We start from the raw sequence: 21,787 nt of genomic DNA on the forward strand, positions 1-21,787 counted from the left end.
TTAAAGATATGCAAATAAATGAAAAGGTCGGGACGACCTTTCAATCTGTGCTGCGAAATAGTTTCAACAAACTGAGGTACAGGTTTAAAGAAATCAAAAAGCCAATGCTTGCCGCAATGGCTTTTAGCCTGTGCGTCGTGTATGCCCAGGCACAAATCAAAACCCAGCCTCTGGTTAATTCAACCCTCACCGGGCGGGTACTGGATGCGAAAGACAAACAGCCTATTCCGGGCGCAATTGTACACATTCAGGGCACCACACACGAAGTAGTAACAGATGACCAGGGTAGATTCAACTTTGTAACCGGGCAGAAATTCCCCTATACCTTATTGGTAAGCTACGTTGGATATAAAAAAACCGAGGTCATAGCAACAGGTAAACACCTTGATATCGAATTGGAAGAAACCGCCAATAACCTCAACGACCTGGTTGTAGTGGGCTATGGTACTCAAAAAAAGAGCGACTTGACCGGATCAATTTCAACGATTTCACAAACAGCATTAAAGCAGCCGGTATCGTCACTGGATCAGGCGCTGAAAGGTGCCGCAGCAGGCGTACAGGTTACACAAACTTCAGGTCAGCCGGGAGGCGGCGTAAGTATTCGAATCAGGGGAGGAAGCTCAATTCAGGGAGGAAATGAACCGCTGTATGTGATCGATGGATTCCCGGTCTATAATAGTCCAACCACGTCTGGCGTAGTCAGCGGTACGTTAATCAATCCCTTATCCAGCATTAATCCAGCAGATATCGAAACCATTGATATTTTAAAAGATGCATCTGCAACTGCCATTTATGGATCCCGCGGGGCAAACGGTGTTGTGATCGTAACTACAAAAAAAGGCAAGGCAGATCGTGCCGCAATCAATTACGAAGGCAGTGTCGGTGTGCAGTCGCTACGCAAGAAAATTGATTTATTAAACGCCCGCGACTTTGCCATCCTGCGCAACGACGCCTTATATGATGCAACGCCTGCAAACGGTCGTTTTCAGTACCTGAGTCAGGCGCAGATTAATAATCTCGGCGCAGGTACCGATTGGCAGGATGAGGCGTTCAGATCTGCAAATACCCAAAACCACAACCTTTCCGTAAGTGGAGGAAATTCAAAAACAAGATATCTCCTTTCGGGAAATTACTTCAGCCAGGATGGGATTGTTAAGAATACGGATTTTAGCAGACTGAGTTTCAGAGCGAATGTTGATGCCAATCCATTCGAAAAATTGAAAATCAGCACCAGCCTGAATTTCAGTAAATCTGATGCGAACCTCTCTCCTTCTGGTATCATTAGTGGCTTACTCACCATGCCTGCAACTGCAAGCGTATATCAGCCTAACGGGACTTACACACTCAGAAACCCATTCGAGAACATTTTCGCAAACCCCATTGCTTCCCTTAATGAACAAGTTAATAAATCAACCACCAACCGCTTACTGGGGACGGCCTTCGCAGAATACACCATCATCCCAGGATTAAATGTGAAAGTATTATTTGGTACTGATATAAATAATGGTGTTGAAAAAAGTTATATCCCGGCTACAATTTACGAAGGTAGCCTGACAAACGGAACTGCCGCCAGAGGTGCTTTAAACTCGTATTCATGGCTAAATGAAAATACGATCACTTACAATAAAACCATTGGCAAAAACAACTTTGATTTATTGGCAGGCTTTACACAACAGGAATACCGGATTGAAGAATTCAATGCAGGAGCGCAAAATTTCATACTCGACGACCTGAGCTACAATTCGTTGCAAAGTGGATCAACCCTTGTACGCCCGGCTTCAGACGCCTCACAATGGATTCTTCATTCCTACCTCGGCCGTATAAACTACAACTACGATCGCAGATACTTTTTAACTGCCAGTTTACGTGCTGATGGTTCATCGAGATTCGGTGCGGGCAATAAATGGGGTTACTTTCCTTCTGCCGCCTTATCATGGAAGCTAAGCAGTGAAAAATTCTTCCAGCCTTTGCTTAAAACATTCAGCGATTTAAAACTCCGTGCAAGCTTTGGTACTACAGGGAACCTTGAAATTGGAGAATATCAGTCGCTGGCTACTTTGGGAACTTATACCTACATCATTGGCGGGAATATTCTTACCGGTTTCGCACCAACTCGAATTGCCAATGATCAGTTAAGCTGGGAAACAACCTACCAATACAATACAGGCTTAGACATTGGCCTGTTCAACAACCGTATCCAACTCACACTGGATGCCTATTACAAAAAAACAACTGATTTATTACTGAACGTAGAATTGCCCTGGACTACCGGACAGACTTCCGTTTTACAGAATTTCGGATCAGTAAGCAATAAAGGTTTTGAAATTGGATTGAACACCAGAAATTTAACCGATGGCTTTACCTGGAACACAAATGTAAACTTTTCTGTAAATAGGAATAAGGTATTAACCATTGGTAATGGCGCAACATCCTATATCACTGGCAACTACATCATACGTGTTGGTGAGCCATTGGGAAGTTTCTATGGAACAGTCACAGATGGAATTCTGCAAACGGGTGAAGAAGCTGCCAAAGGTAAATACACCGGAAGCGCCGTTCCTAAGGCTGGTGACAGAATATATAAAGATTTAAATGGCGATGGTACTTTCACTACGGCATTAGACAGAACCATTATTGGCAACGCCCAACCAGATTTTATCTTCGGTTTAACCAACACCTTTGAGTGGAGGGGTATCGATTTGTCTATATTTATCCAGGGTGCTTATGGCAACCAGATCCTGAATGCCAATAAGCAAACACTGGAATTGTTCACCGGACAGCAGAACGCTTCAGCATCGGCATTAGATCGATGGACACCCACAAATCCAAGCCAAACTATTCCAAGAGCAAAACTGGATCCTGCGCCTGTGTTCTCAGACCGGTTTATTGAGGACGGTTCTTTCCTTAGATTAAAGAATGTGAATCTAGGCTACACCTTACCCAAAGCTTTTACTCAAAAGGCTAAAATAAATAACATCTATTTCTACGTAAGCGGTCAGAATCTATTGACATGGACAAAATACACCGGATTTGATCCTGAAATTACATCAGGAAGCAATGTTTCTCCCGGAACAGATTCAGGGATTTACCCTGTTTCCAGAGCCATTTACGCCGGAATAAAAATCACACTATAACCTGATCAGATATGAGAAAGAATATAATATTGTACCTTTTCACTGTTAGTTTGCTTACGGTGTGGAGTTGCAGCAAACTTGATGAAAAGCCCGAATCGATATTGGTAACCAGCGAATTTTATCAAAATGAGTCACAAGCCACCGCTGCTGTTACCGCCGCTTACCGAAAATTATATGATAGTGGTCAGTCGCTTTACAACAGCCTGCTCCAGATAGGAGTTGAAATGGCTACCGATGACTACGAAGCCGGACCACGGGCAAGAAATGCCCATGTACGGGCAATTTCAGGGCTCACACACGATTCATCAAATGACAGAATGGAACAACTCTGGAAACAAAGTTACGACGCCATCAACGTTTCAAACATTGCTATCGAAAAAATTGCTTTGATTGATGCCAGCCAGATTAGTGAGCAATCAAGAGCGAAACTGATTAATGAAGCAAAATTTTTGAGAGCACTGCATTATTTTAATCTTGTGCGGTGGTTTGGCGATGTGCCGCTCATACTAAAAGAAACCACGAGCTTAAGCCCTGAAAGTCTTTATATCGCGAAATCACCGGAAGCAGATGTTTACGCACAAATCATTAAAGATTTAAAAGACGCCGAATCCTTACCCACCCCCTTGCAACAAACAGCAAAGGATATTGGCCGTGCAACAGCGGGCTCCGCTAAAAGCCTGCTATCGAAAGTTTATCTCACACGAAAAGACTGGTCAAATGCTGCTGCCAAAAGCAAAGAAGTGATTGATAGCAAATGGTATAGTCTCTTCGATAATTTTGCTGATGTATTCAATGTAGCTACCAAAAACGGAAAGGAACACATCTTTTCAGCACAATTCCAGGGAAATTCAGGCTACCAGGGCAATAGCCTTGCAAGCAGATCAGCTTCGGCAGATGTACCTGGAATTAATGGTGATTACGCCGATGCACTTCACACCGCAGGAGGGCTTTATAATACCTATGCAAATGAAGATACGCGAAAAGCAGTGACTTTTGTAACGCAATTGGTGAGCCCAACAGACGGCAAGCTATATACCTTCGCGCCACAGTTTAATAAATATTACGATCCCGCTGTGATCGGCAATCAAAGTCAGTCGTCTAAAAACACGCCAATTATCCGATATGCAGAGGTTTTATTAATCTATGCAGAAGCCACTAATGAAATCAATCATGGGCCAAATGCCGACGCTTATGCTGCTATCGACCTTGTTCGCCAACGGGCACGTATTGCGAAACTTGCCGACATTTCACCAGCTTTAAACGAAAGTGATTTTAGAGACGCTGTATTCCTGGAGCGCCGCAAAGAATTCGTTTATGAATATCAACGCTGGTTTGACCTGGTTAGACGAGGCGCTGATTATTATATCGCAACTTTGAAGGCTGCAGGAAAAACACTCGCAGCTAAACGTCACATCCACTTCCCTACTCCGCTAAGGGAAATTAACCTAAACCCCAAACTGAAACAGCACCCTGATTGGGTGGGATATTAATTAACCCTCAATGCAAAAAAAACATGAAGATATTAATCAGTAAATCCGCCATCAGGGCGGCAATATTAATCGCAGGAATCGGATTAACGGTGTCAACTAGTTTTGCACAACAAAAGAAACCAAATATCATTCTCATTCTCGTAGATGATTTAGGTTTTTCAGATACCGGGCCTTATGGTGCAAATGAAATCCAGACTCCTAACCTGAATGAACTCGCAAAGGGAGGATTAAAACTCAAGGAATTCTATAACAACTCGATATGTGCCCCCACCAGGGCCTCCGTATTGACGGGTCAATACCAACATAAAGCTGGCGTGGGCTATTTTAACGTTAACCTAGGTCTGCCAGCCTACCAGGGCTTTCTCAATAAAGAAAGTTTGACCCTTGCAGAGGTTTTGCGCAATGCCGGGTACACTACGTTAATGTCGGGAAAATGGCATGTTGGCGACGACAAAGACCAGTGGCCAAATCAACGTGGCTTTGATCAGTTCTTTGGCTTCATCGGTGGTGCAAGCAATTACTATGAAATTGCCGATCAGCAAAATCCAACTGTTCCACTAGTCAGAAACAACAAGCCGGTTTACCTGGAACCGGGGAAATACCTCACAGATGAGATTACCAATAACGCGCTGAATTTCATTTCCCAGTCGGATAAAGATAAAAAACCGTTTTTCCTATATCTGGCTTTTAACGCACCCCACTGGCCTCTGCAAGCCTTACCAGCCGACATTGAAAAGTACAAAGACACCTACAAACTTGGCTGGGATTCGCTCCGTAAACAACGTTATCAAAATGCCATTAAAGCGGGTGTCATTTCTGCGGATCAAAAAATTACCTCACACGATCACGACGTGAAGCCGTGGGATAAACTAACCTACGATGAACAACAGTACTGGTCACTTCGTCAGGCCGTTTTTGCGGCCATGATCGATCATGTAGACCAAAGTATAGGCAAGCTCCGCAGTAAATTGAAAGAGCTTAAAAAAGACGATAATACTTTAATCATTTTCATTTCCGATAACGGCGCTCAGGGTGGCAACGGAACACGACCTTATAGCCAGCGCATTACAGAAACAGTAGGTGCCCCTGGTTCCTATGAAACCCAAAACAGCAACTGGTCACAAACCGGCAATTCACCTCTCCGCAATTATAAAGCTACGCCCTATGAAGGTGGCATCAGTGCCCCATTTATTGCCTGGTTTCCTTCAAAAATTAAAGCAGGGACAATCAAAAAAGGAACCGGACACATCATCGATCTGGCACCTACTTTCTACGAACTGGCAGGAGCCAAATATCCAGCCACATTTAATGGCGTACAAACAAACCCTTTAGCGGGCCAGAGTCTGCTTCCGCTGTTGACCGGAAATGCTGAAGAAATCCAGAGAAAAGAACCACTGGCATGGGAAAGGGGTGGTAACAAAGCCATTCGTGATGGAAAATGGAAACTGGTTTCAATAGGCACCAATGGAGGCAAATATGAGCTGTACGATATTGAAAAAGACAGGGCTGAAAATAATGACCTCGCAGCAAAACACCCCGAAATTGTAGATAAACTTAAGTTGGAATATGCCCAATGGGCTCAGAAAAATGACGTTGTAGATTACAATATCCTCCGCCCCAAAGCAACTGTTCAACCTGGCAGGCAACAAGCCTCAGCAGCGAGAGAAAGAAGAAATTAATCAATAAATTAAAAGCGATGAAGAATTCATTTTTAATATTGCTGGCTTTGACACTAATCAATTCCTTCAATACCAATGCACAAAAAAAACAGCACCCAAACATCATCCTTATTTTAGCTGATGATTTAGGCCATTCGGATATAGGAGCATATGGATCTGAGATTCAAACCCCGAATCTGGATAAATTAGCGAATCAAGGTATCAGACTGAAAGAGTTTTATAACAATTCCATCTGTGCTCCAACGAGGGCATCTCTACTCACAGGGCAGTATCAACACAAAGCTGGCGTAGGTTACTTCGCTAACGACTTGGGTTTGCCGGCCTATCAGGGATACCTGAATAAGGAATCGCTAACCCTGGCAGAAGTACTCAAAAGTAACGGGTATACCACGTTGCTTTCGGGTAAATGGCATGTTTCAGGAAAAGATCAAAGTTTCCCATGGCAACGAGGCTTCGACAGAAGTCTGATGGCCAATAATGGCAGTTACTTCGATCAGGGCGACTTTAATGGCGGAAAGAAACAGCCTTATATGCTGGATGGAAAACCTTACCCTTTGGAAGCCGGGAAGTTTTATCAAACAGATGTGGTAACCGAACAGGCAGTAACTTATATTGCTGAAGAAGCAAAAAAAGACAAACCATTTTTTCTTTATTTAGCCTACACCGCGCCCCATTGGCCTTTACATGCCCTGCCTGAAGATATAGCCAAATACAAAGGCAAATATGACAAAGGTTGGGATGAATTAAGAAAAACGCGTTTTGCTAAACAGAAGCAACTGGGAATTGTAGCTGACAATACCACTCCATCAGTTAAAAATGATGACATCTACGACTGGAGTAAGCTTTCTTATGATCAACGCCATCAATGGGCCACTAAGATGGAAGTCTTCTCTGCAATGGTAGATCGGATGGATCAGGGAATTGGCAAGGTATTGGAACAGTTGAAAAAAAGCGGAGCAGACCAGAACACCCTGATCGTCTTTATATCCGACAATGGTGCTCCCGCAGAGGAGATGATAAAATGGCATAACGGAGCCATCAGAAACACAGGGCCTGTAGGTACTATCGGGTCGTACGAATCGCAAAGCAAAAACTGGTCTTATGCTTCCAATACGCCGTTTCTTGCCTTTAAAGATGACATGTATGAGGGTGGAATCAGCTCTCCCTTTATAGCCTGGTTTCCATCGAAAATTAAAGCCGGACAAATCAGAAAAGGCACAGGACATATTATCGATTTAGCACCAACCTTCTACGAACTATCAGGCGCCGCATATCCTAAGAAATTTAATCAGACAGTACCAAACGCGCTTCCGGGTAAGAGTTTATTGCCTGTTTTATTTAGCAAACAGGATACTGTTCAGCGAAACGAGCCTTTATTTTGGGAAAGGGCAGGAAACAGGGCAGTAAGATCTGGTAAATGGAAACTGGTATCACATTGGCCAAGCTACAGCTGGGAGTTATACAATCTCGAGAATGACAGAGGTGAAACTCAAAATCTCGCAGCGAAAAACCATGAGCTGGTTAGTCAGTTATCAGTTAAATATTTTGACTGGGCAAAGAAAACCGGTGTAGTAGATTTCAGCACGCTTGAAGATAAAGAACCGCAATCGATGAAGGACTTCAGGAAAAGTAAAATTCAGGATCCCGTTGGCCCCAGCGGTTTCGGATTCTGAATTTGGCAGATGAAGTACAAAAAAAAAGCAACAGGGAAATTCCTTGTTGCTTTTTTTGTAAAATAACCTGAATGTTTTTTCTGGCACTTAATATATCCAGCCAGGAGAGGGCTTTACATTGCCGCCAGTAATCTGCACAACAGAGTTAGGTATTGGCCAGGCTGTTATGTAATCGCCTTGCTTAACATAAGTAACATAGGGTTTTCCCCATGGATATAACGCGCCGTTATTCGCTTTGAATTTATTGGTCAGCCAGGTACCCCAACGTAGTTCGTCGAAATAGTTGATGCCTTCATTCACAAATTCAATCCTCCGCTCATTTCTGATCCGCTCCCGAAGGTCTGCCTGCGAACTCACATAAGTAGGCAATGCAGCATTGGTAATCTGTAATAAAGCAACTCCTGCTCTGGACCTCACTAAATTAACCAAATCTACGGTTGATTGTGTTACTCCTGATACTTCGTTCGCGCTCTCTGCCCAATTCAGCAACACATCAGCATAGCGAATAATCGGAAAATCAACCGGCGTTTGGGTCCTCACCCAGGTCTCAGCGGTACCGGTTTCCACAAATTTCCGGTAGTAATAAAAACCAACTGTATTGTCTGCCCTGATATCGAACGAAGGTGCCGTCTCTGCCCGATATGGCCAGCGCCAGTATTTGGCTACTGTATTCGGACCGAAAAATGTACTGTAAGGGGTAATTAAACTTTGGTTCATCCGAGGATCCCGGTTGGCGTATGCCCTGAGTATCCTGGCTTCGTTTCCAGCTGGCAGATATAGCGACACCTGTGCCCCTCTCGTAGCAGCAGCCGATAATTCCGCAGCTGTTGCACCGTCACGAATAAAATAGACTTCGCGCTGTGCTGGTGTTAGTGCAGAATAGCCAGGAATAACAGTATCCCAGTTAAATTTAGAGCCATCAACATTCTCGTAAAGATCCGCAAGGTAGGGCGATGCATTGTAGTAACTCCAGCAAGATCCATTCGCAGCTCTGGTTCCGTTATAAAAACTGATATCCGAACCATAACCAGCAAGATCTATATTCTGCATCGAAAAAATCATTTCCGGCGACTGCTCATTAGCCAGCTTGAACAGCTGATTATAACTGTCTGCGCCCGCCCCTGTATATAGAGCAAATCCTAAGCGTGGTAGCTGCTGAAAATCTGCAATAGCAGCAGCCCAGTTCTTCTGATACATGTAAACTTTTCCACGTAACGCATAGGCTGCTCCTTTAGTTATACGTCCGTAATCACCAGACCCTGCGGCGTATTTACCAGGCAGATTAGTCTCATTGATCGCATCGGTAAGATCGGTGATAATGCTTGTCCAAACTTCATCTGTAGTGCTGCGGGCCTTATTGAATTTATCGTATTCCGTAGGTTCAAGATAAATGGGAACCCCCTGGAAAACCTGATTTAAACGGTAATAGAAATAGGCCCTTAAAAACTTACATTCTGCCACATACTGCGCTTTTTTTACCGCTGTAGACGGCGATTGAAGCGGGATATTCTTAATCGCATCGTTCGCCCGTGCTATGCCTTCGTATAATGCCTGCCAGGCGGTGCTGAAAAGCGACAAACTTGGCGTTGCAGTTCCTGCGGTAAGATCAGTAGCGAAATAGGCCTGACCAGTATAGCCGTACCGGTCAGTACTGTATAGTTCATAAAGCATATCGCCCTCCCCGTTTTTCGTTCCACCCCTCAGCGCGGCATACACACCATTTACACCTTCTATGGTCGATGCATCGGATGTCCACATCGTTTTTGATGACAATTGATTATCTGGCACCGTATTTAGTAAATTCTTTTTGCAGCTGCTTACAAATACCAAAGCAACAACGAATATTTGTATTATTTTTTTCATGATCGTGTGATGATTATTTGTACTTAAAATTTAGCATTAACACCTAAAGAAAACTGTTTCATGATCGGATAAGGCGTTCCCAGGCTACCTTGTTCAGGGTCTCCAAGTTTAAAAGCACTAAGGGTTAATATATTTTCACCGGTAACATAGAAATTGAGAGATTTCACTACACCTCCCAGGCGGCTCATTAAACTTTCGGGAATGGTATAGCCTAGCTGAACATTTTTGATCTTTATATATGACCCGTTTTTCAACCAGAAGTCACTGGCGACATCATTAATTACATCGGCTGTTTTTATCCTCGGATAATATCCGTTCAGATTGCTTGCCGAGTAATGATCATCTGCTACTTGTTGAGGAATGCTGGAAGCCAACCGCACAAATGAGCTGTTGATGTAAGCGTAATTGGTATAAAACTTCATTCCTGCTCCACCTGCCAGAATGACTGAAAGATTAAAACCTTTGTAGCTCGCGTTCAGGTTCAGGCCGAACACATATTTTGGCAAGGTTGAGTAATTCTGAAATTGTGCATCTCCTGCATTACCATAAACACCATCATTATTGTTGTCTGAGTAAAGCAAATCACCCTTGTATAGATTTCCTGTCGCAACGGTATTCACAGGGCCGAAACTATAACCGGCAGCCTTCATGGCAATCACCCAGTTCAAATCAGCATCCGTTCTGATCATACCATCTTTGGGTCCTCCTTTCGGATCAACCGCACCCGACGATGTAGTGTAGGTACCTGAGCCTTTGTAAACGGTCTGCAAATAAAACTCATTAATCAAATGCCCCTCTACAACACGGTTATTACCACCACTGGAAACCGCTGAAATATTGTTCGAAGTGGAAACACTGCCGTTAACTGCATTGACACCGTATGTAGTGGCGATTAATCCCTTGTAATTTGTCACCTGATTTTTGTAATAGTATGCCAGGTTAGCTGTAGCACTGTAATGCAACTGGCCTTTATTACCCTGCCAGCCCAATGTAAATTCTATTCCCTTGGCACTTACGCCTGCCAGATTAACTGTGGGAGCGGTAGCGATACCGTGGGTGATATCAATTGTCGGAAGAAAAAGGATTCCCGATGTTTTCTTACTAAACCAATCCGCGGTAAAGCTCAATCCTTTTAGCGCAGTCAGGTCAATTCCAAAATCAGTTTCTTCAGTGGTTTCCCAATGTAATGCGGGATTCCCTATTTTGGAAGTGTACAATCCTACTACTGACGTACCATTAAGTGAGTATGCCGTTGTGGTAGCACTGGTTGTAGAGTACAACGATTGCCAGTCATAATTTCCTGACGCTACATTACCTACCCTTCCCCATGAAGCCCTAATCTTGAATGTATTAACTTTTATTTTTTCCAGGAAATTTTTCAAAAATGCTTCTTTGTCTAAGTTCCATCCTGCCGAAAAAGAAGGAAAATATCCGAATTGATTTACCGGTCCGAATTTAGAGGATCCATCTCGTCTCAGATTTGCCTCAAACAAATACTTGTCTACGTAACTATAATTCAAGCGGCCGAAAAATGATCGGAAAGCATAGTTGTCGCCCGCGCTACCTGTTGGATTGGTTGGAAAAGAACTGGCTGTGCTGATTGCTGTTACAGAACCATCAACTAATCCTTTGGCGGTAATACTGGTTGCATAAGCATAAACTTTGTATTGATTATACCCCGCAAGTAAACCAAGATGGTGTTTTTCTCCAAAATTAGTATTATACCGAAGGAGACTTTCCATTGTCATGTTGTAAGATTTGCTGAAGGTATTAGCTGTTGTGGAATTAACCGGATCGGCTTGATCATTACTTTGCGTAATTGCATTCGTTTGAAAGTTTTTAAAACGCAAGGATTGGGGATCGGTGAAGCTATTGGTTTCATTAAATTTGGGTGCATAACTAATTCTTGGTTCAAACGTTAACCCTTTAGCGAGATTGGCTTTCACGTACCAGGTACTACTGATATTTGTGGAAATCCGGTTCCCTTTTGTTCCTCGCAAACGTGAAAGCACATTACCTGTACTCCCGTTTACAGGTACCGGATCTATACCATAATAACCATCGTAATAGGGATATGCCATAGGTGCAATCTGTCTGAGGAAATTCAGAAAGTCTGAAACATTGGTCAGGCTGTATTTACCCAAATCGCCAAATGTGTTGGTGCCAACAGTAATGTAATCATTGATCTTTGTTTCCAGATTGATGCGGAAACGGTAATCGCTATAGGCGGTATTGTCGATTATTCCGGGATTATTGATGTAACCGAGGGAAAGAAGATAGCTAGTGCTTTCCGATTTACCATTTAATGAAATATTGTTGTTTTGCAATGCGCTTCGGTTTATGGTGGTTTTAGCCCAGTCTGTATTGGCATACGCAACATCATTTGGTATACCTTGGGCAGTTGTACCATCAGGGTTAGAAGCCGCGTCTATGTAGGGTTGGATGATATCCGGGGAATAGATTACTGCCCCACCGATGTTTGCTGAAGCCTCATTGATTAACCGCATATAATCCACACTATTGGTTACGAATTTTGGCAGCTGTGAAGGTCGGGTGGAAGAAAATATACCGCTGTAACTCAATGTTGGTTTTCCTGATCCTTTTTTAGTCGTAATCAGTATCACTCCATTTGCAGCAAGCGAACCGTAAATTGCGGTTGATGCAGCGTCTTTTAACACCGTTACACTTTCCACATCCTGTGGATTCACTGCATCGATAGAACCGCTAATGCCATCAATCAAGACCAGAACACTTGAGCTGCTAAGCGTACTTAGCCCGCGTATGGACAAACTCGATGCATCACTCCCTGGCTGTCCTGAAGATTGATTCGTGTATAAACCTGAAGCCAAGCCTGCAAGAGAATTGGACAAATTGGCAACCGGCCTGTTTTCGATATCCTTACCGCTTATTGTTGCAATAGATCCTGTTAAGTTCACCTTCTTTTGCGTTCCATAGCCTACTACAACCACTTCACTTAATGAACCGGCTTCAGGAAGCATGGTAACGTTTATCACTACACCAGTGCCAACCGGCTTTTCCTGCGCCTGATAGCCTACATATGAAAACAAAAGCACCGCATTTTTTGGCGCTATAATGCTGTAGTTACCTTTTGGGTCGCTTACAGTAATCACCGTACTACCTTTTACCTTAACACTTACTCCTGGTAAGGTTTCCCCTTTTTCATCTTTAACAGTCCCTGAAATTTTAGCTTCCTGTGCCAAAACATGAGTTACCGTGCATAAAACAAAGACGATTCCAAGCCATACGCACCTCATGCGCGATAAGCTCTCATTTTTTTTAGGATGTAAGTAACCCTTTTTGTAAATTTTGATCATATTAGTTTAATGTTGGTTAATTTGGTTATACCTCAAGCAAGGCTTACGAATTGCTGCAATCATAAATTGCTTGTTATACCAAATTTGATCATTATCATAAAAGGAGTAGGGTGAAAATCCTTAATAAAAGGGATGAAAATTCTAAATCTTTCGGAAAACTAAGGTCCTCAACTGAATCAGGTAAGTGGTACTAAAATTGAATTTCGCAAAATCTGTTCTGTGAAAGCAGAATTGTACCGCGGTAGAGCAAAAGAAGATTGGTGAGGTATTAAAGAGCTGTGTTTTCTCTTATTTAAGAATTCTGCTTAATGCTTTTCCCCAAAACGTACCAAGCGCCTGTGCCCCCTTTTTGTTTGGATGAAGATAGAATGTACCGGCGGGGCCATGTTCTTCATTCATATCGCTGAGGTAGCTTTTCTTAAAATATGGATATGCATCTTCATCGCCAAGGTAAACCCGCCCTGGCTGCACTTGCTTGTATGCCTTAACCAAAGACCTGATCTGAGGGAAATAGCTCTGCAATCTTGCTCTTCCTGCACGGAGATATATGGATCGGTTTTGTGTGCTGTCACTGTAATAAATCGGTGTATGGAATACAACTTTAGCATTAGGGTACATGCTCAGTAGCGTGTCGGCCAGGGTTTTTAAATTAGAGCGATATGTCTCAGCGGAAACGGGAGATCCATTAGGTCCCTTCTCTGCGCTGTCGTTGGTGCCCAGCATAATACTAAAAACCAAGCCGGCATTTTTTTCAGCAAAAAAAGCATCTGCAGCTTTTACCAGCCCCGGAAATGCCTTATGGGTAACGGGCAAAAAGTCGACCGTTGTATAGCCGCTGTGTCCCTGATTGCTGAATCGGACATTTTGAAACTTTCCTGAAACCTTTAAATAATCTGTTGCAATAGCCGCAGGACCGAAAGTGCCGGCATTTTCTACCATCCGCGATTCTGTAATACTGTCGCCGATAAAAATGATATCGTAATTGTTCTTCTCTTTTAAACGAAAAGCGGCTGAAACGGTTAAACATATTACCGCAAATAAAAAAAACAATTTGTAAAGGCTCATTCTATTCATATTGGCCGGAATCGATTTTAACCGAATGTATTAATTTTTTTCCTTGCCGCGGTATTGTGCAACGGCCTATTCCCAATTGATAACTGGATTGCCCATACAGATGGATCATGAAAAAGACCGTTGTTGTTGTTTCATCGAGTATAAGTTAAGGGTATTCCTTTGCAAGCATATCCTCGGTCAGCTCTGCAAAAACCTGTTTAATCATTACTTCCGTCGCTTTTATGGCATCAATAAGCGCGGTCGTTGGAATCCTTTTGGAAAAGTTCGGTGAGGTTTGCGGATAATTCATTTGCATTATTTTACATTTGAAAATTAATGATCTGTTATGAAGTATAGATTAATCTTTGTTAAAGTTTTGATTGCTTTTTTGCTCTTTTCCATTAACCTTTTTGCTCAGAATAAACTCAACAGTTCTTACGTAGCGGCAAAGATTAATTACCTGAGCGGGGAAGATCTCCCTGATGACAACATCCTGAAATACACATATGTAAAATATACCTTTACCCCAACCGGAGAATTTGGTAGTTCATCAGCTTATAACGATAAAGGTTTAGAATATCTCTATCAGGTATCGGGCAACCGTTTGATGATTAAAACCCTTGAAGGTTCGGTGATCAATACTTTGAGAATCATGGAATGGGACAATAATAAGATGGTGTTAGTTAGCGCTTCGGCTACCGGGGCACTTGATGATGCAATGTCTCTGCAATACACTTTCTACAATGAAAAACTGGTTTAGAGAAGTATGCCGTTAAAAGCTGATGATATTTTCAGCATTAAAGAAAATGATACAGTATATAAATCGGGACAAAAAATATATGCATCCTTTAAAGGCTCTTCCTTTCAACGGTATTTACAGCTGGAAATTGGTAAAAAGAACCTGAACCCAAAAGATGTGGAACTCATTTCTACCTTTATCATCAACGAAAATGGTAAACCTGATAGTCTGAGAATCCTTCAGGGCATCAGCAAAAAGTACGACGAAGAATATCGGAAAGCTTTCAACTCGGCCGCCGGAATGTGGTTACCGGCATATCACAACGGAAGAGCTGTTAAAGTATTGATGAATATATCATTGAAATACCTGAGTATAGGTGTGGCGATGCCTTCTTATTTTAGTTCGAAATCTGCAAATGACGCATACCAGCTAAAAGATTATACACTTGCCTTGTATCATTACGATAAATCACTTGAGGCAAACCCTAATGATGTCAGCAATCTTTACCGCCGCGGGATTTGTAAGCAGATGCTGGGCAATATGGAAGGTGCCTGTGAAGACTGGAAAAAGATCAGGCAACTCGGTAATAACACCGCAAATGAATTGCTCTTAAAATATTGTAATTAAAAAGGACTATTTAAATCAAGATTCAAAACACATGCATCAGGCTTACATACCTTCTGCAACTTTCAGATGTCATTTTTTTCATCAAAATAACTTTAACGCTTTGATCATCAGTCCGACCATTAACAAAAAACAACTCCTAATGCGGCTTTATCGGTTACAAAGTGAGTGGGGGCCAACAACCTTCATTCCACAGCTTTCATGAATTTCGTCAACCTCCTTTTGGGTTGGAGCGTGTTTGAGGTTATTCATGGTTCTGAAAAATTCCTCGGCCCTGCCTGCGGGCTGAACAAAGTAAACCAGCTTGTCCTGACCGGTGAGCTGTATCCAGGTATGTGGAATATTTCGGGATTTAATTTTTCCAAACCGAGGCCCAGAGCTTAACTAGATGTCTTGATTTTTAGTTTTGCACTCAAGTCGTGGAAATAACTTGGGGACCATATTTCAAGTACCTTTGGATCCTTTATAAATCTGGAGATGTCAGCTTTGACAAAGTCCATTTTAACCCTTTCAATCTTTTCGCCCAATAATTTCCTGAACTCCTCTTCGTTGATGGTCTCTTTTTTCCAGTCACCGCTATCGATTGCCCTTAGCAAGAAATGGTCGAGATTGAGGGGGTATCCTTTTTTGATGTACCATTCCATATCATACCAGTCCCGTCCCTTTACATTTGTGCCCCACTTGCGAAAAAGCAATGCATGCATTTTTCCCGCAAAAAGATCGGGAAGCGACAGGCACTTCACGTAAAATGAAAAAGGTCGAAGCAATAATTTTTGTTCGGTAGAGAAGCCCAATGGCGGTTCTCTATCCACTTCTATCTTTATCTTGATATTGGCTACTTCCTTAAGTCCGTTCTGTGGGATGACACCCTCCAACACCAATTCCTTCCAAATGGTTTCCGACTTTAGAAAGGCTGAGTTGATGTTGCTCTTCGCTGCCTTCTGTTTTTCCGAAATAGATACTTGCATTCCTAGTGCGGCGAACTCGTTTATGATAGCATCTTGGTATTTTTCCAGCGAAAAATCTGGATCAACGACAAGCAACGAAAAATCCAGATCCTCCGAAAATCGGTCTAGCCCATAGAATATCCTAAGGGCAGTTCCGCCATAGAATGCCGCTTTTTCGAAAAAACCAGCACGGTTAAGTCCAGCCAGGGTAATCTCCTGCATGATTTCCCTCAATGCATCTTTAGCTTCCTCCCTGTTTGCGGGATGATAATCTTCGAGCCATTCCTTTATCATAATTTTTCAATCATTTTGATTAACATTTCCAGGCTTTCCCTTTTGGGTGCATTTTCCAGCCAGCTTAACATCGCATTTAGATTAAACTTAGCGAGATCTTCTTCTTCCATTCTCAGGTTTCCAAAAACATAGTCCCTTGTAGAAGACTGGCTTCTTAAGGTTATGCCTGCTGTTGTAGCTATTTTATCGCATAGGGCCTTTTCGGGGGTTGCCATTATGGCTTGCTGATCTTTAGACAGATTCACAGTGGCAAGGCCGAATGCATAATAAGGCAATGGCAGGTTGGTATAGCTATATAGTCCAATGCTGGTTTGAAATTTCCTCGATGCTTTTGTAGTCATTGAAGTTACCGCAAACACTTTTTCTGGAATTAGCCCGTAATGGGCGAGCGCACTTTCCATTGAAAGGTAGCTTGGTCCGAGTATATGGTTGGCAAGCAGAGCGCTTTCAGGCCGTTCAGCACCAAGAGACCTACCTGCTATATAAAGTCCCTTTTTGATCGGTTCGATCAGACCATCTGCTTTTAAAGATAGTATCTTATCATTTGGCCGTTTATAGTCTTTCAAAAGGCCAGCCAGTAGCTGGTGGGTCAGCGGTTGGTTAGATAACTCTCTTAGTGCTGTCTGAATATCCATTGTAAAATATCAATGAGATAAACGGCTTAATTTCGTTTATCTTATGTTAAAGTTACATAAAACATTTAAATATGCAAAATATTAACAAGATAAACGGACATTATTCGTTTATCTTATGTTTATTCAACAATAATACTGAATTAAAAGATGGAAACTACTAAGACAAGCTGATGGCTGGAGCCTCCGCTTTAATAGACGGAAGCTATCGTGTGTCGTTAAGACAAAATGGAGGTAGGAAACTTCCTATTATGGAAATAAAAAACCCCATCCTATTAACTAGAAATGGGGTTTTCATGTGATTTTCGGACTTGAAAATCTGAGCTCCTTCTGCTGGGCTCGAACCAGCGACCCTCTGATTAACAGTCAGATGCTCTAACCAGCTGAGCTAAGAAGGAATATTTTTTTTCCACCAAAATCCTTTGGCAACTTTGTTATAAAAAATCCCCACATTGCTGTGAGGATTTTGCTCCTTCTGCTGGGCTCGAACCAGCGACCCTCTGATTAACAGTCAGATGCTCTAACCGGCTGAGCTAAGAAGGAATCCGGCTACCAAAAAAACAAGTTTCTTAAAGCTTTTGGGCGAATATCAACTCGTTCGTTTTGGGAATGCAATATTAGGGCTTTTAAATTATTTATGCAATATTTGCAGTGAAAAATTTTTAAAAAAATTCAATATAAAATATATGAGCCTGATAATCATAGGTACTGTAGCTTTTGATGCTATTGAAACTCCTTTCGGAAAAACGGATAAAATTGTTGGTGGTGCCGCAACTTACGCAAGTTTAGCTGCTTCATATTTCTATAATAAAGCAAAAATCGTTGCCGTTGTTGGAGATGATTTCCAAAAAGCCGATATCGACACCTTTACCGAACATGGAATTGATACCGAAGGATTACAGATAAAAGCTGGTGAAAAATCTTTTTTCTGGTCGGGAAAATACCATAACGATATGAACAGCCGCGATACTTTAATTACTGAATTAAATGTATTGGAAAACTTTGATCCGGTTATCCCTGAGAGCTATCAGGATTGCGAATACCTGATGTTAGGCAACCTGACACCACAGGTACAGCAAACCGTGATTAAACGTCTTAAAAACCGCCCGAAATTAATCGTGATGGACACCATGAATTTCTGGATGGATATTATGATGGATGATTTGCTGGAAACCATCAAACTTGTTGATGTCTTAACGATTAATGACGCGGAAGCCCGTCAGTTATCAGGCGAATATTCTCTGGTTAAGGCAGCTAAAAAAATCCTGACCATGGGCCCCAAATACCTGATCATTAAAAAAGGTGAGCATGGCGCATTGTTATTCCACGAAGATCAGATCTTCTCGGCACCAGCTTTACCTTTGGCAGAAGTATTTGATCCGACCGGTGCAGGTGATACATTTGCAGGTGGTTTTATTGGCTATTTAGCAAAAGTTGGAACCATCAATTTTAATAACATGAAAAATGCCATTATTTATGGGTCGGCCCTTGCTTCTTTCTGTGTAGAAAAGTTTGGTACTGAGAAGTTATTAAACTTAACAGAAGAAGAAGTTGCAGAGAGAATTCAACAGTTTGTAAACTTAAGCGCCTTTACTATCGAGCTTTAGTTTCATTACATCATGTTAGCCGCAAATTCACAGCGATAAGATATCATCTGTGAATCTGCGGCTTTACTTTTTAAAATCCTGCTGCTGCGGGATGCTTGTTCCTGAGGTTGATTACAGTACGACTGATAACAGGTTGCAACGCAATCAAAATAATACTTACTACGCAAAGCACAGCAATCCATTCATAATAACTTACGCAGAACTGCAAAAAAGTTTGCTTCTGCACTGCCTTGTTAAGTAATCCAATGGCTGCCTTCCCGGCCTCATCCCTCGGCATTCCCCTTGCTGTTAAAGCCGATTGAAAAATTTTCAACCGATCTGCCAGTGTAAAATCAATCATGGAAAGGTTTCCGCGCAATTCGTTGTTGTGCTCTCCTTTGAAATAAATCTGATAAAAATTAATAAATGCCAGACTTAAGCTAAACGTCGAAAACCGCACAAATACCCCAACAGAAGATGCCGATTGACTCATACTATCTGGAACAGACGACATGATGAACATCACTATGGGCGACATCACCATCCCAGCACCTAGGCCCTGCAAAAACAAAGGAATATAGAAGTTATTAGTTCCCGCTTCACTGGCAAAAAGTAAGCACATCCAAAGAAAGAATATGAATAGCAAGGTGAAACCTGTTACCCACAAAACCCGCAGATGTTTTTGTTGGGTTAAAAACCTTATGGCAATTGCAGAACCGAAAATAACGCCAGCAATATTGAAAAGCATAATCTCATTGGCATGTAATGAATCCATACCCAATACATTAATAAAGTAGGATGAGGTTAGGGAGAAAGCACCGCGAATAATATACAAAATAACCAGAAACACGATCCCGATTGAAAAATTCCGGGACTTAAAAACACTCAAATCTATCGCCGGCCTTTTTAATGTCTTCTGCCTTAAAATGGAAGTGAGCCCCAAAGTGACAATGGCCACAATTGATGCTACAATACCCGGATCATCAAGCCAATCCCGCTCCTGGCCATACACCAGTACATAGGCAATTAGGACCAGCATAACCGAAAACAACACAAAACTCATCCAGTCGATTCGATACAATGGCATTTTCCTCAGCACATGTACCCGGTTCATTACACTGAAAAGTAAAACAGCACTGGGTAAAAAACAAAAAATAATGGCCTTATACACCACATTGTATTCAAAACTCTCAACGATAGGTACAGAAAACAAAGCCGTAATAGGTGAAACACAAAGAATCATCCCGTAGAATATAGTATAACCAATTTCCTTTGCATGTTCAGATTTTAAGCGACTAAAAAGCAAATTCAAAGAAATACTGGTAATTCCACAATTTACAACCCCCTGTAAAAACCGGAGTGCAAATACAATACCCATAATTCGCGTATGGTAACAGCAATAGGCAATGGCAATTTCCAATATTACACAAATCAGCAAATAATCCTTCGTCACCACACGGGCAAAAAAGCGTCGTTCAACTACCGCAAAACTCGCTACAGCAGCATAAAACATCAATAATGAAAATTGTACATCAGCAGGCTCAGCGCCGTAATATCCTGCGGCAGCAATACCATCAGCAGTAGATAATGCAAAAAGCAAAACCGATGACAGCAATACCGATACAATGCTGGTTAACACCAACCATTCGGGTACTCTTGCCTTAAATATGGACAACACCTTAGTCATTTCTCTTCACTTTAACACTTGCACTCATCCCGGCACTTAACAAACCAAAATCCTTCCCGGTATTTGACAGTTTGATTCGAACAGGGATACGCTGTGCAATCTTCACAAAGTTTCCTGTCGAGTTATCTGGAGGAAGCAATGAAAACCTCGAACCTGTTGCACCCGATAATGACTCTATTTCACCTGAAAAAAGCACATTTGGAAAAGCATCAACCTCTACATTAACCTTTTCGCCCACATGCATTTTGGCAATCTGTGTTTCCTTAAAATTTGCAACAACCCATTTACCGGCACTTCTATCCACAATATAAGCGATTGTTTGTCCACTTTGAACCAATTGCCCTGCCTGAATGTTTCTGCGCCCCATCTTCCCATCATAAGGCGCAACAATTACCGTATAGGATGTATTCAGGTTATTTCTTTTCACAACAGCCGCCCTCCTTTTGATCTCTGATTCAAGCACGTCACTTTGCGCCTTGATATCATTGGTCTTTGAAATTGCTGTAACATAATCTTCTTTCGCAGCCTGATACTCAGCCTGAGCAACCTGTAAAGTACTTTCGATGGTTTCCAGCTGCTGACGGGTAGCAGACTCGGCATCAAAAAGTTTTTTGTATCGGTTATAATCCGTTTCAGCCTTCCATAGTTTCGCTTTAGCTGCAGCAATTTTGGCCTGAGCAACTGAAGCGGCACTTTGAGCCGTTTTGATATTGCTCTGCTGAACCGAGACCTGAGCTTTTGCATTCATCAGCGAAGCAGAGGCCTCATCCTGCTGAACGGTGTAATCGTCGTCATCTATCAAAACCAGTGTATCGCCCTTTTTAACCTCTTCATTCTCCTCAAACTTAACCGATTTAATATAGCCACTTACCCGCACAGTAACTGGATTAATATACTCATCTACCTGAGCATCATTGGTTTCTTCATATTTTAAATAGCCGAGAAGCGTTTTAATGCCCCATACTAACAAAACCGCAAGAACAATGAATGCTATGATCGTGGTAATCTTACTGATCATTTTATCTGCCTTATTTTGTGTTTGTGTTTTCAT

The 21,787-nt window shown here is 42.1% G+C and carries 15 protein-coding genes and 2 tRNA genes; 7 read left to right on the plus strand and 10 right to left on the minus strand.

Annotated features, from left to right (window positions below; all coding sequences use genetic code 11):
• The first annotated feature begins 8 nt into the window (after positions 1–8).
• Genes R2Q80_RS05545 through R2Q80_RS05560 form a run of 4 tightly spaced genes read left to right on the plus strand, consistent with a single transcriptional unit; the run spans position 9 to position 7,976 of the window.
• Positions 9–3,134 carry a TonB-dependent receptor gene (locus tag R2Q80_RS05545; RefSeq protein ID WP_316798647.1) on the plus strand — a complete coding sequence of 1,042 codons (3,126 nt, stop codon included), beginning with the start codon at positions 9–11 and terminating at the stop codon, positions 3,132–3,134.
• 11 nt (positions 3,135–3,145) lie between these two features.
• Positions 3,146–4,624 carry a RagB/SusD family nutrient uptake outer membrane protein gene (locus R2Q80_RS05550; protein ID WP_316798648.1) on the plus strand — a complete coding sequence of 493 codons (1,479 nt, stop codon included), beginning with the start codon at positions 3,146–3,148 and terminating at the stop codon, positions 4,622–4,624.
• A 23-nt stretch (positions 4,625–4,647) separates the two neighbouring features.
• Positions 4,648–6,303 (plus strand): arylsulfatase, encoded by a 1,656-nt coding sequence (locus R2Q80_RS05555; RefSeq protein WP_316798649.1) that lies wholly within the window; start codon positions 4,648–4,650, stop codon positions 6,301–6,303.
• A gap of 17 nt (positions 6,304–6,320) precedes the next feature.
• On the plus strand, positions 6,321–7,976 hold the full coding sequence (locus R2Q80_RS05560; protein WP_316798650.1) for an arylsulfatase: 1,656 nt from the start codon (positions 6,321–6,323) through the stop codon (positions 7,974–7,976).
• Between the two features lie 87 nt (positions 7,977–8,063).
• On the opposite strand, the gene R2Q80_RS05565 is transcribed toward R2Q80_RS05560, so the two are convergent.
• The 4 genes from R2Q80_RS05565 to R2Q80_RS05580 all read right to left on the minus strand — a co-directional run bounded on the left by R2Q80_RS05565 (position 8,064) and on the right by R2Q80_RS05580 (position 14,537).
• Positions 8,064–9,839: a RagB/SusD family nutrient uptake outer membrane protein gene (locus R2Q80_RS05565; RefSeq protein ID WP_316798651.1), complete on the minus strand. Its 1,776-nt coding sequence runs from the start codon at positions 9,837–9,839 to the stop codon at positions 8,064–8,066.
• Between the two features lie 23 nt (positions 9,840–9,862).
• Positions 9,863–13,174 carry a TonB-dependent receptor gene (locus R2Q80_RS05570; RefSeq protein ID WP_316798652.1) on the minus strand — a complete coding sequence of 1,104 codons (3,312 nt, stop codon included), beginning with the start codon at positions 13,172–13,174 and terminating at the stop codon, positions 9,863–9,865.
• Between the two features lie 288 nt (positions 13,175–13,462).
• The gene (locus tag R2Q80_RS05575) at positions 13,463–14,239 is read right to left on the minus strand and encodes a GDSL-type esterase/lipase family protein (RefSeq protein WP_316798653.1); all 777 of its coding nucleotides are present in this window, start codon (positions 14,237–14,239) and stop codon (positions 13,463–13,465) included.
• Positions 14,240–14,393: 154 nt separating this feature from the next.
• On the minus strand, positions 14,394–14,537 hold the full coding sequence (locus R2Q80_RS05580; RefSeq protein ID WP_316798654.1) for a hypothetical protein: 144 nt from the start codon (positions 14,535–14,537) through the stop codon (positions 14,394–14,396).
• A 36-nt stretch (positions 14,538–14,573) separates the two neighbouring features.
• Between R2Q80_RS05580 and R2Q80_RS05585 the strand changes: the two genes are divergently transcribed.
• A complete protein-coding gene (locus R2Q80_RS05585) occupies positions 14,574–14,987 on the plus strand; it encodes a hypothetical protein (protein WP_316798655.1) in 414 nt (137 codons plus the stop codon).
• Positions 14,988–14,993: 6 nt separating this feature from the next.
• Positions 14,994–15,593, plus strand: a complete 600-nt coding sequence (locus R2Q80_RS05590) for a hypothetical protein (RefSeq protein WP_316798656.1) — start codon at positions 14,994–14,996, stop codon at positions 15,591–15,593.
• Positions 15,594–15,970: 377 nt separating this feature from the next.
• On the opposite strand, the gene R2Q80_RS05595 is transcribed toward R2Q80_RS05590, so the two are convergent.
• The 4 genes from R2Q80_RS05595 to R2Q80_RS05610 all read right to left on the minus strand — a co-directional run bounded on the left by R2Q80_RS05595 (position 15,971) and on the right by R2Q80_RS05610 (position 18,006).
• Positions 15,971–16,831 carry a nucleotidyl transferase AbiEii/AbiGii toxin family protein gene (locus tag R2Q80_RS05595; protein ID WP_316798657.1) on the minus strand — a complete coding sequence of 287 codons (861 nt, stop codon included), beginning with the start codon at positions 16,829–16,831 and terminating at the stop codon, positions 15,971–15,973.
• On the minus strand, positions 16,828–17,466 hold the full coding sequence (locus tag R2Q80_RS05600) for a hypothetical protein (protein WP_316798658.1): 639 nt from the start codon (positions 17,464–17,466) through the stop codon (positions 16,828–16,830). Before R2Q80_RS05600 ends, R2Q80_RS05595 begins: the two co-directional genes overlap by 4 nt.
• Before the next feature lie 321 nt (positions 17,467–17,787).
• Positions 17,788–17,861: transfer RNA gene (locus tag R2Q80_RS05605), tRNA-Asn, on the minus strand.
• 71 nt (positions 17,862–17,932) lie between these two features.
• A tRNA-Asn gene (locus tag R2Q80_RS05610) sits at positions 17,933–18,006 on the minus strand.
• A 143-nt stretch (positions 18,007–18,149) separates the two neighbouring features.
• Between R2Q80_RS05610 and R2Q80_RS05615 the strand changes: the two genes are divergently transcribed.
• The gene (locus R2Q80_RS05615) at positions 18,150–19,070 is read left to right on the plus strand and encodes a PfkB family carbohydrate kinase (RefSeq protein ID WP_316798659.1); all 921 of its coding nucleotides are present in this window, start codon (positions 18,150–18,152) and stop codon (positions 19,068–19,070) included.
• Between the two features lie 70 nt (positions 19,071–19,140).
• Here R2Q80_RS05615 and R2Q80_RS05620 read toward each other — a convergent pair whose 3' ends face one another.
• Entirely contained in the window at positions 19,141–20,736 is a 1,596-nt protein-coding gene (locus R2Q80_RS05620; protein WP_316798660.1) for an MFS transporter, read from the minus strand.
• On the minus strand, positions 20,729–21,787 hold the full coding sequence (locus tag R2Q80_RS05625; RefSeq protein ID WP_316798661.1) for an HlyD family secretion protein: 1,059 nt from the start codon (positions 21,785–21,787) through the stop codon (positions 20,729–20,731). Before R2Q80_RS05625 ends, R2Q80_RS05620 begins: the two co-directional genes overlap by 8 nt.

This window comes from Pedobacter frigidisoli (assembly GCF_032678525.1).
GTDB lineage: Bacteria > Bacteroidota > Bacteroidia > Sphingobacteriales > Sphingobacteriaceae > Pedobacter > Pedobacter frigidisoli_A.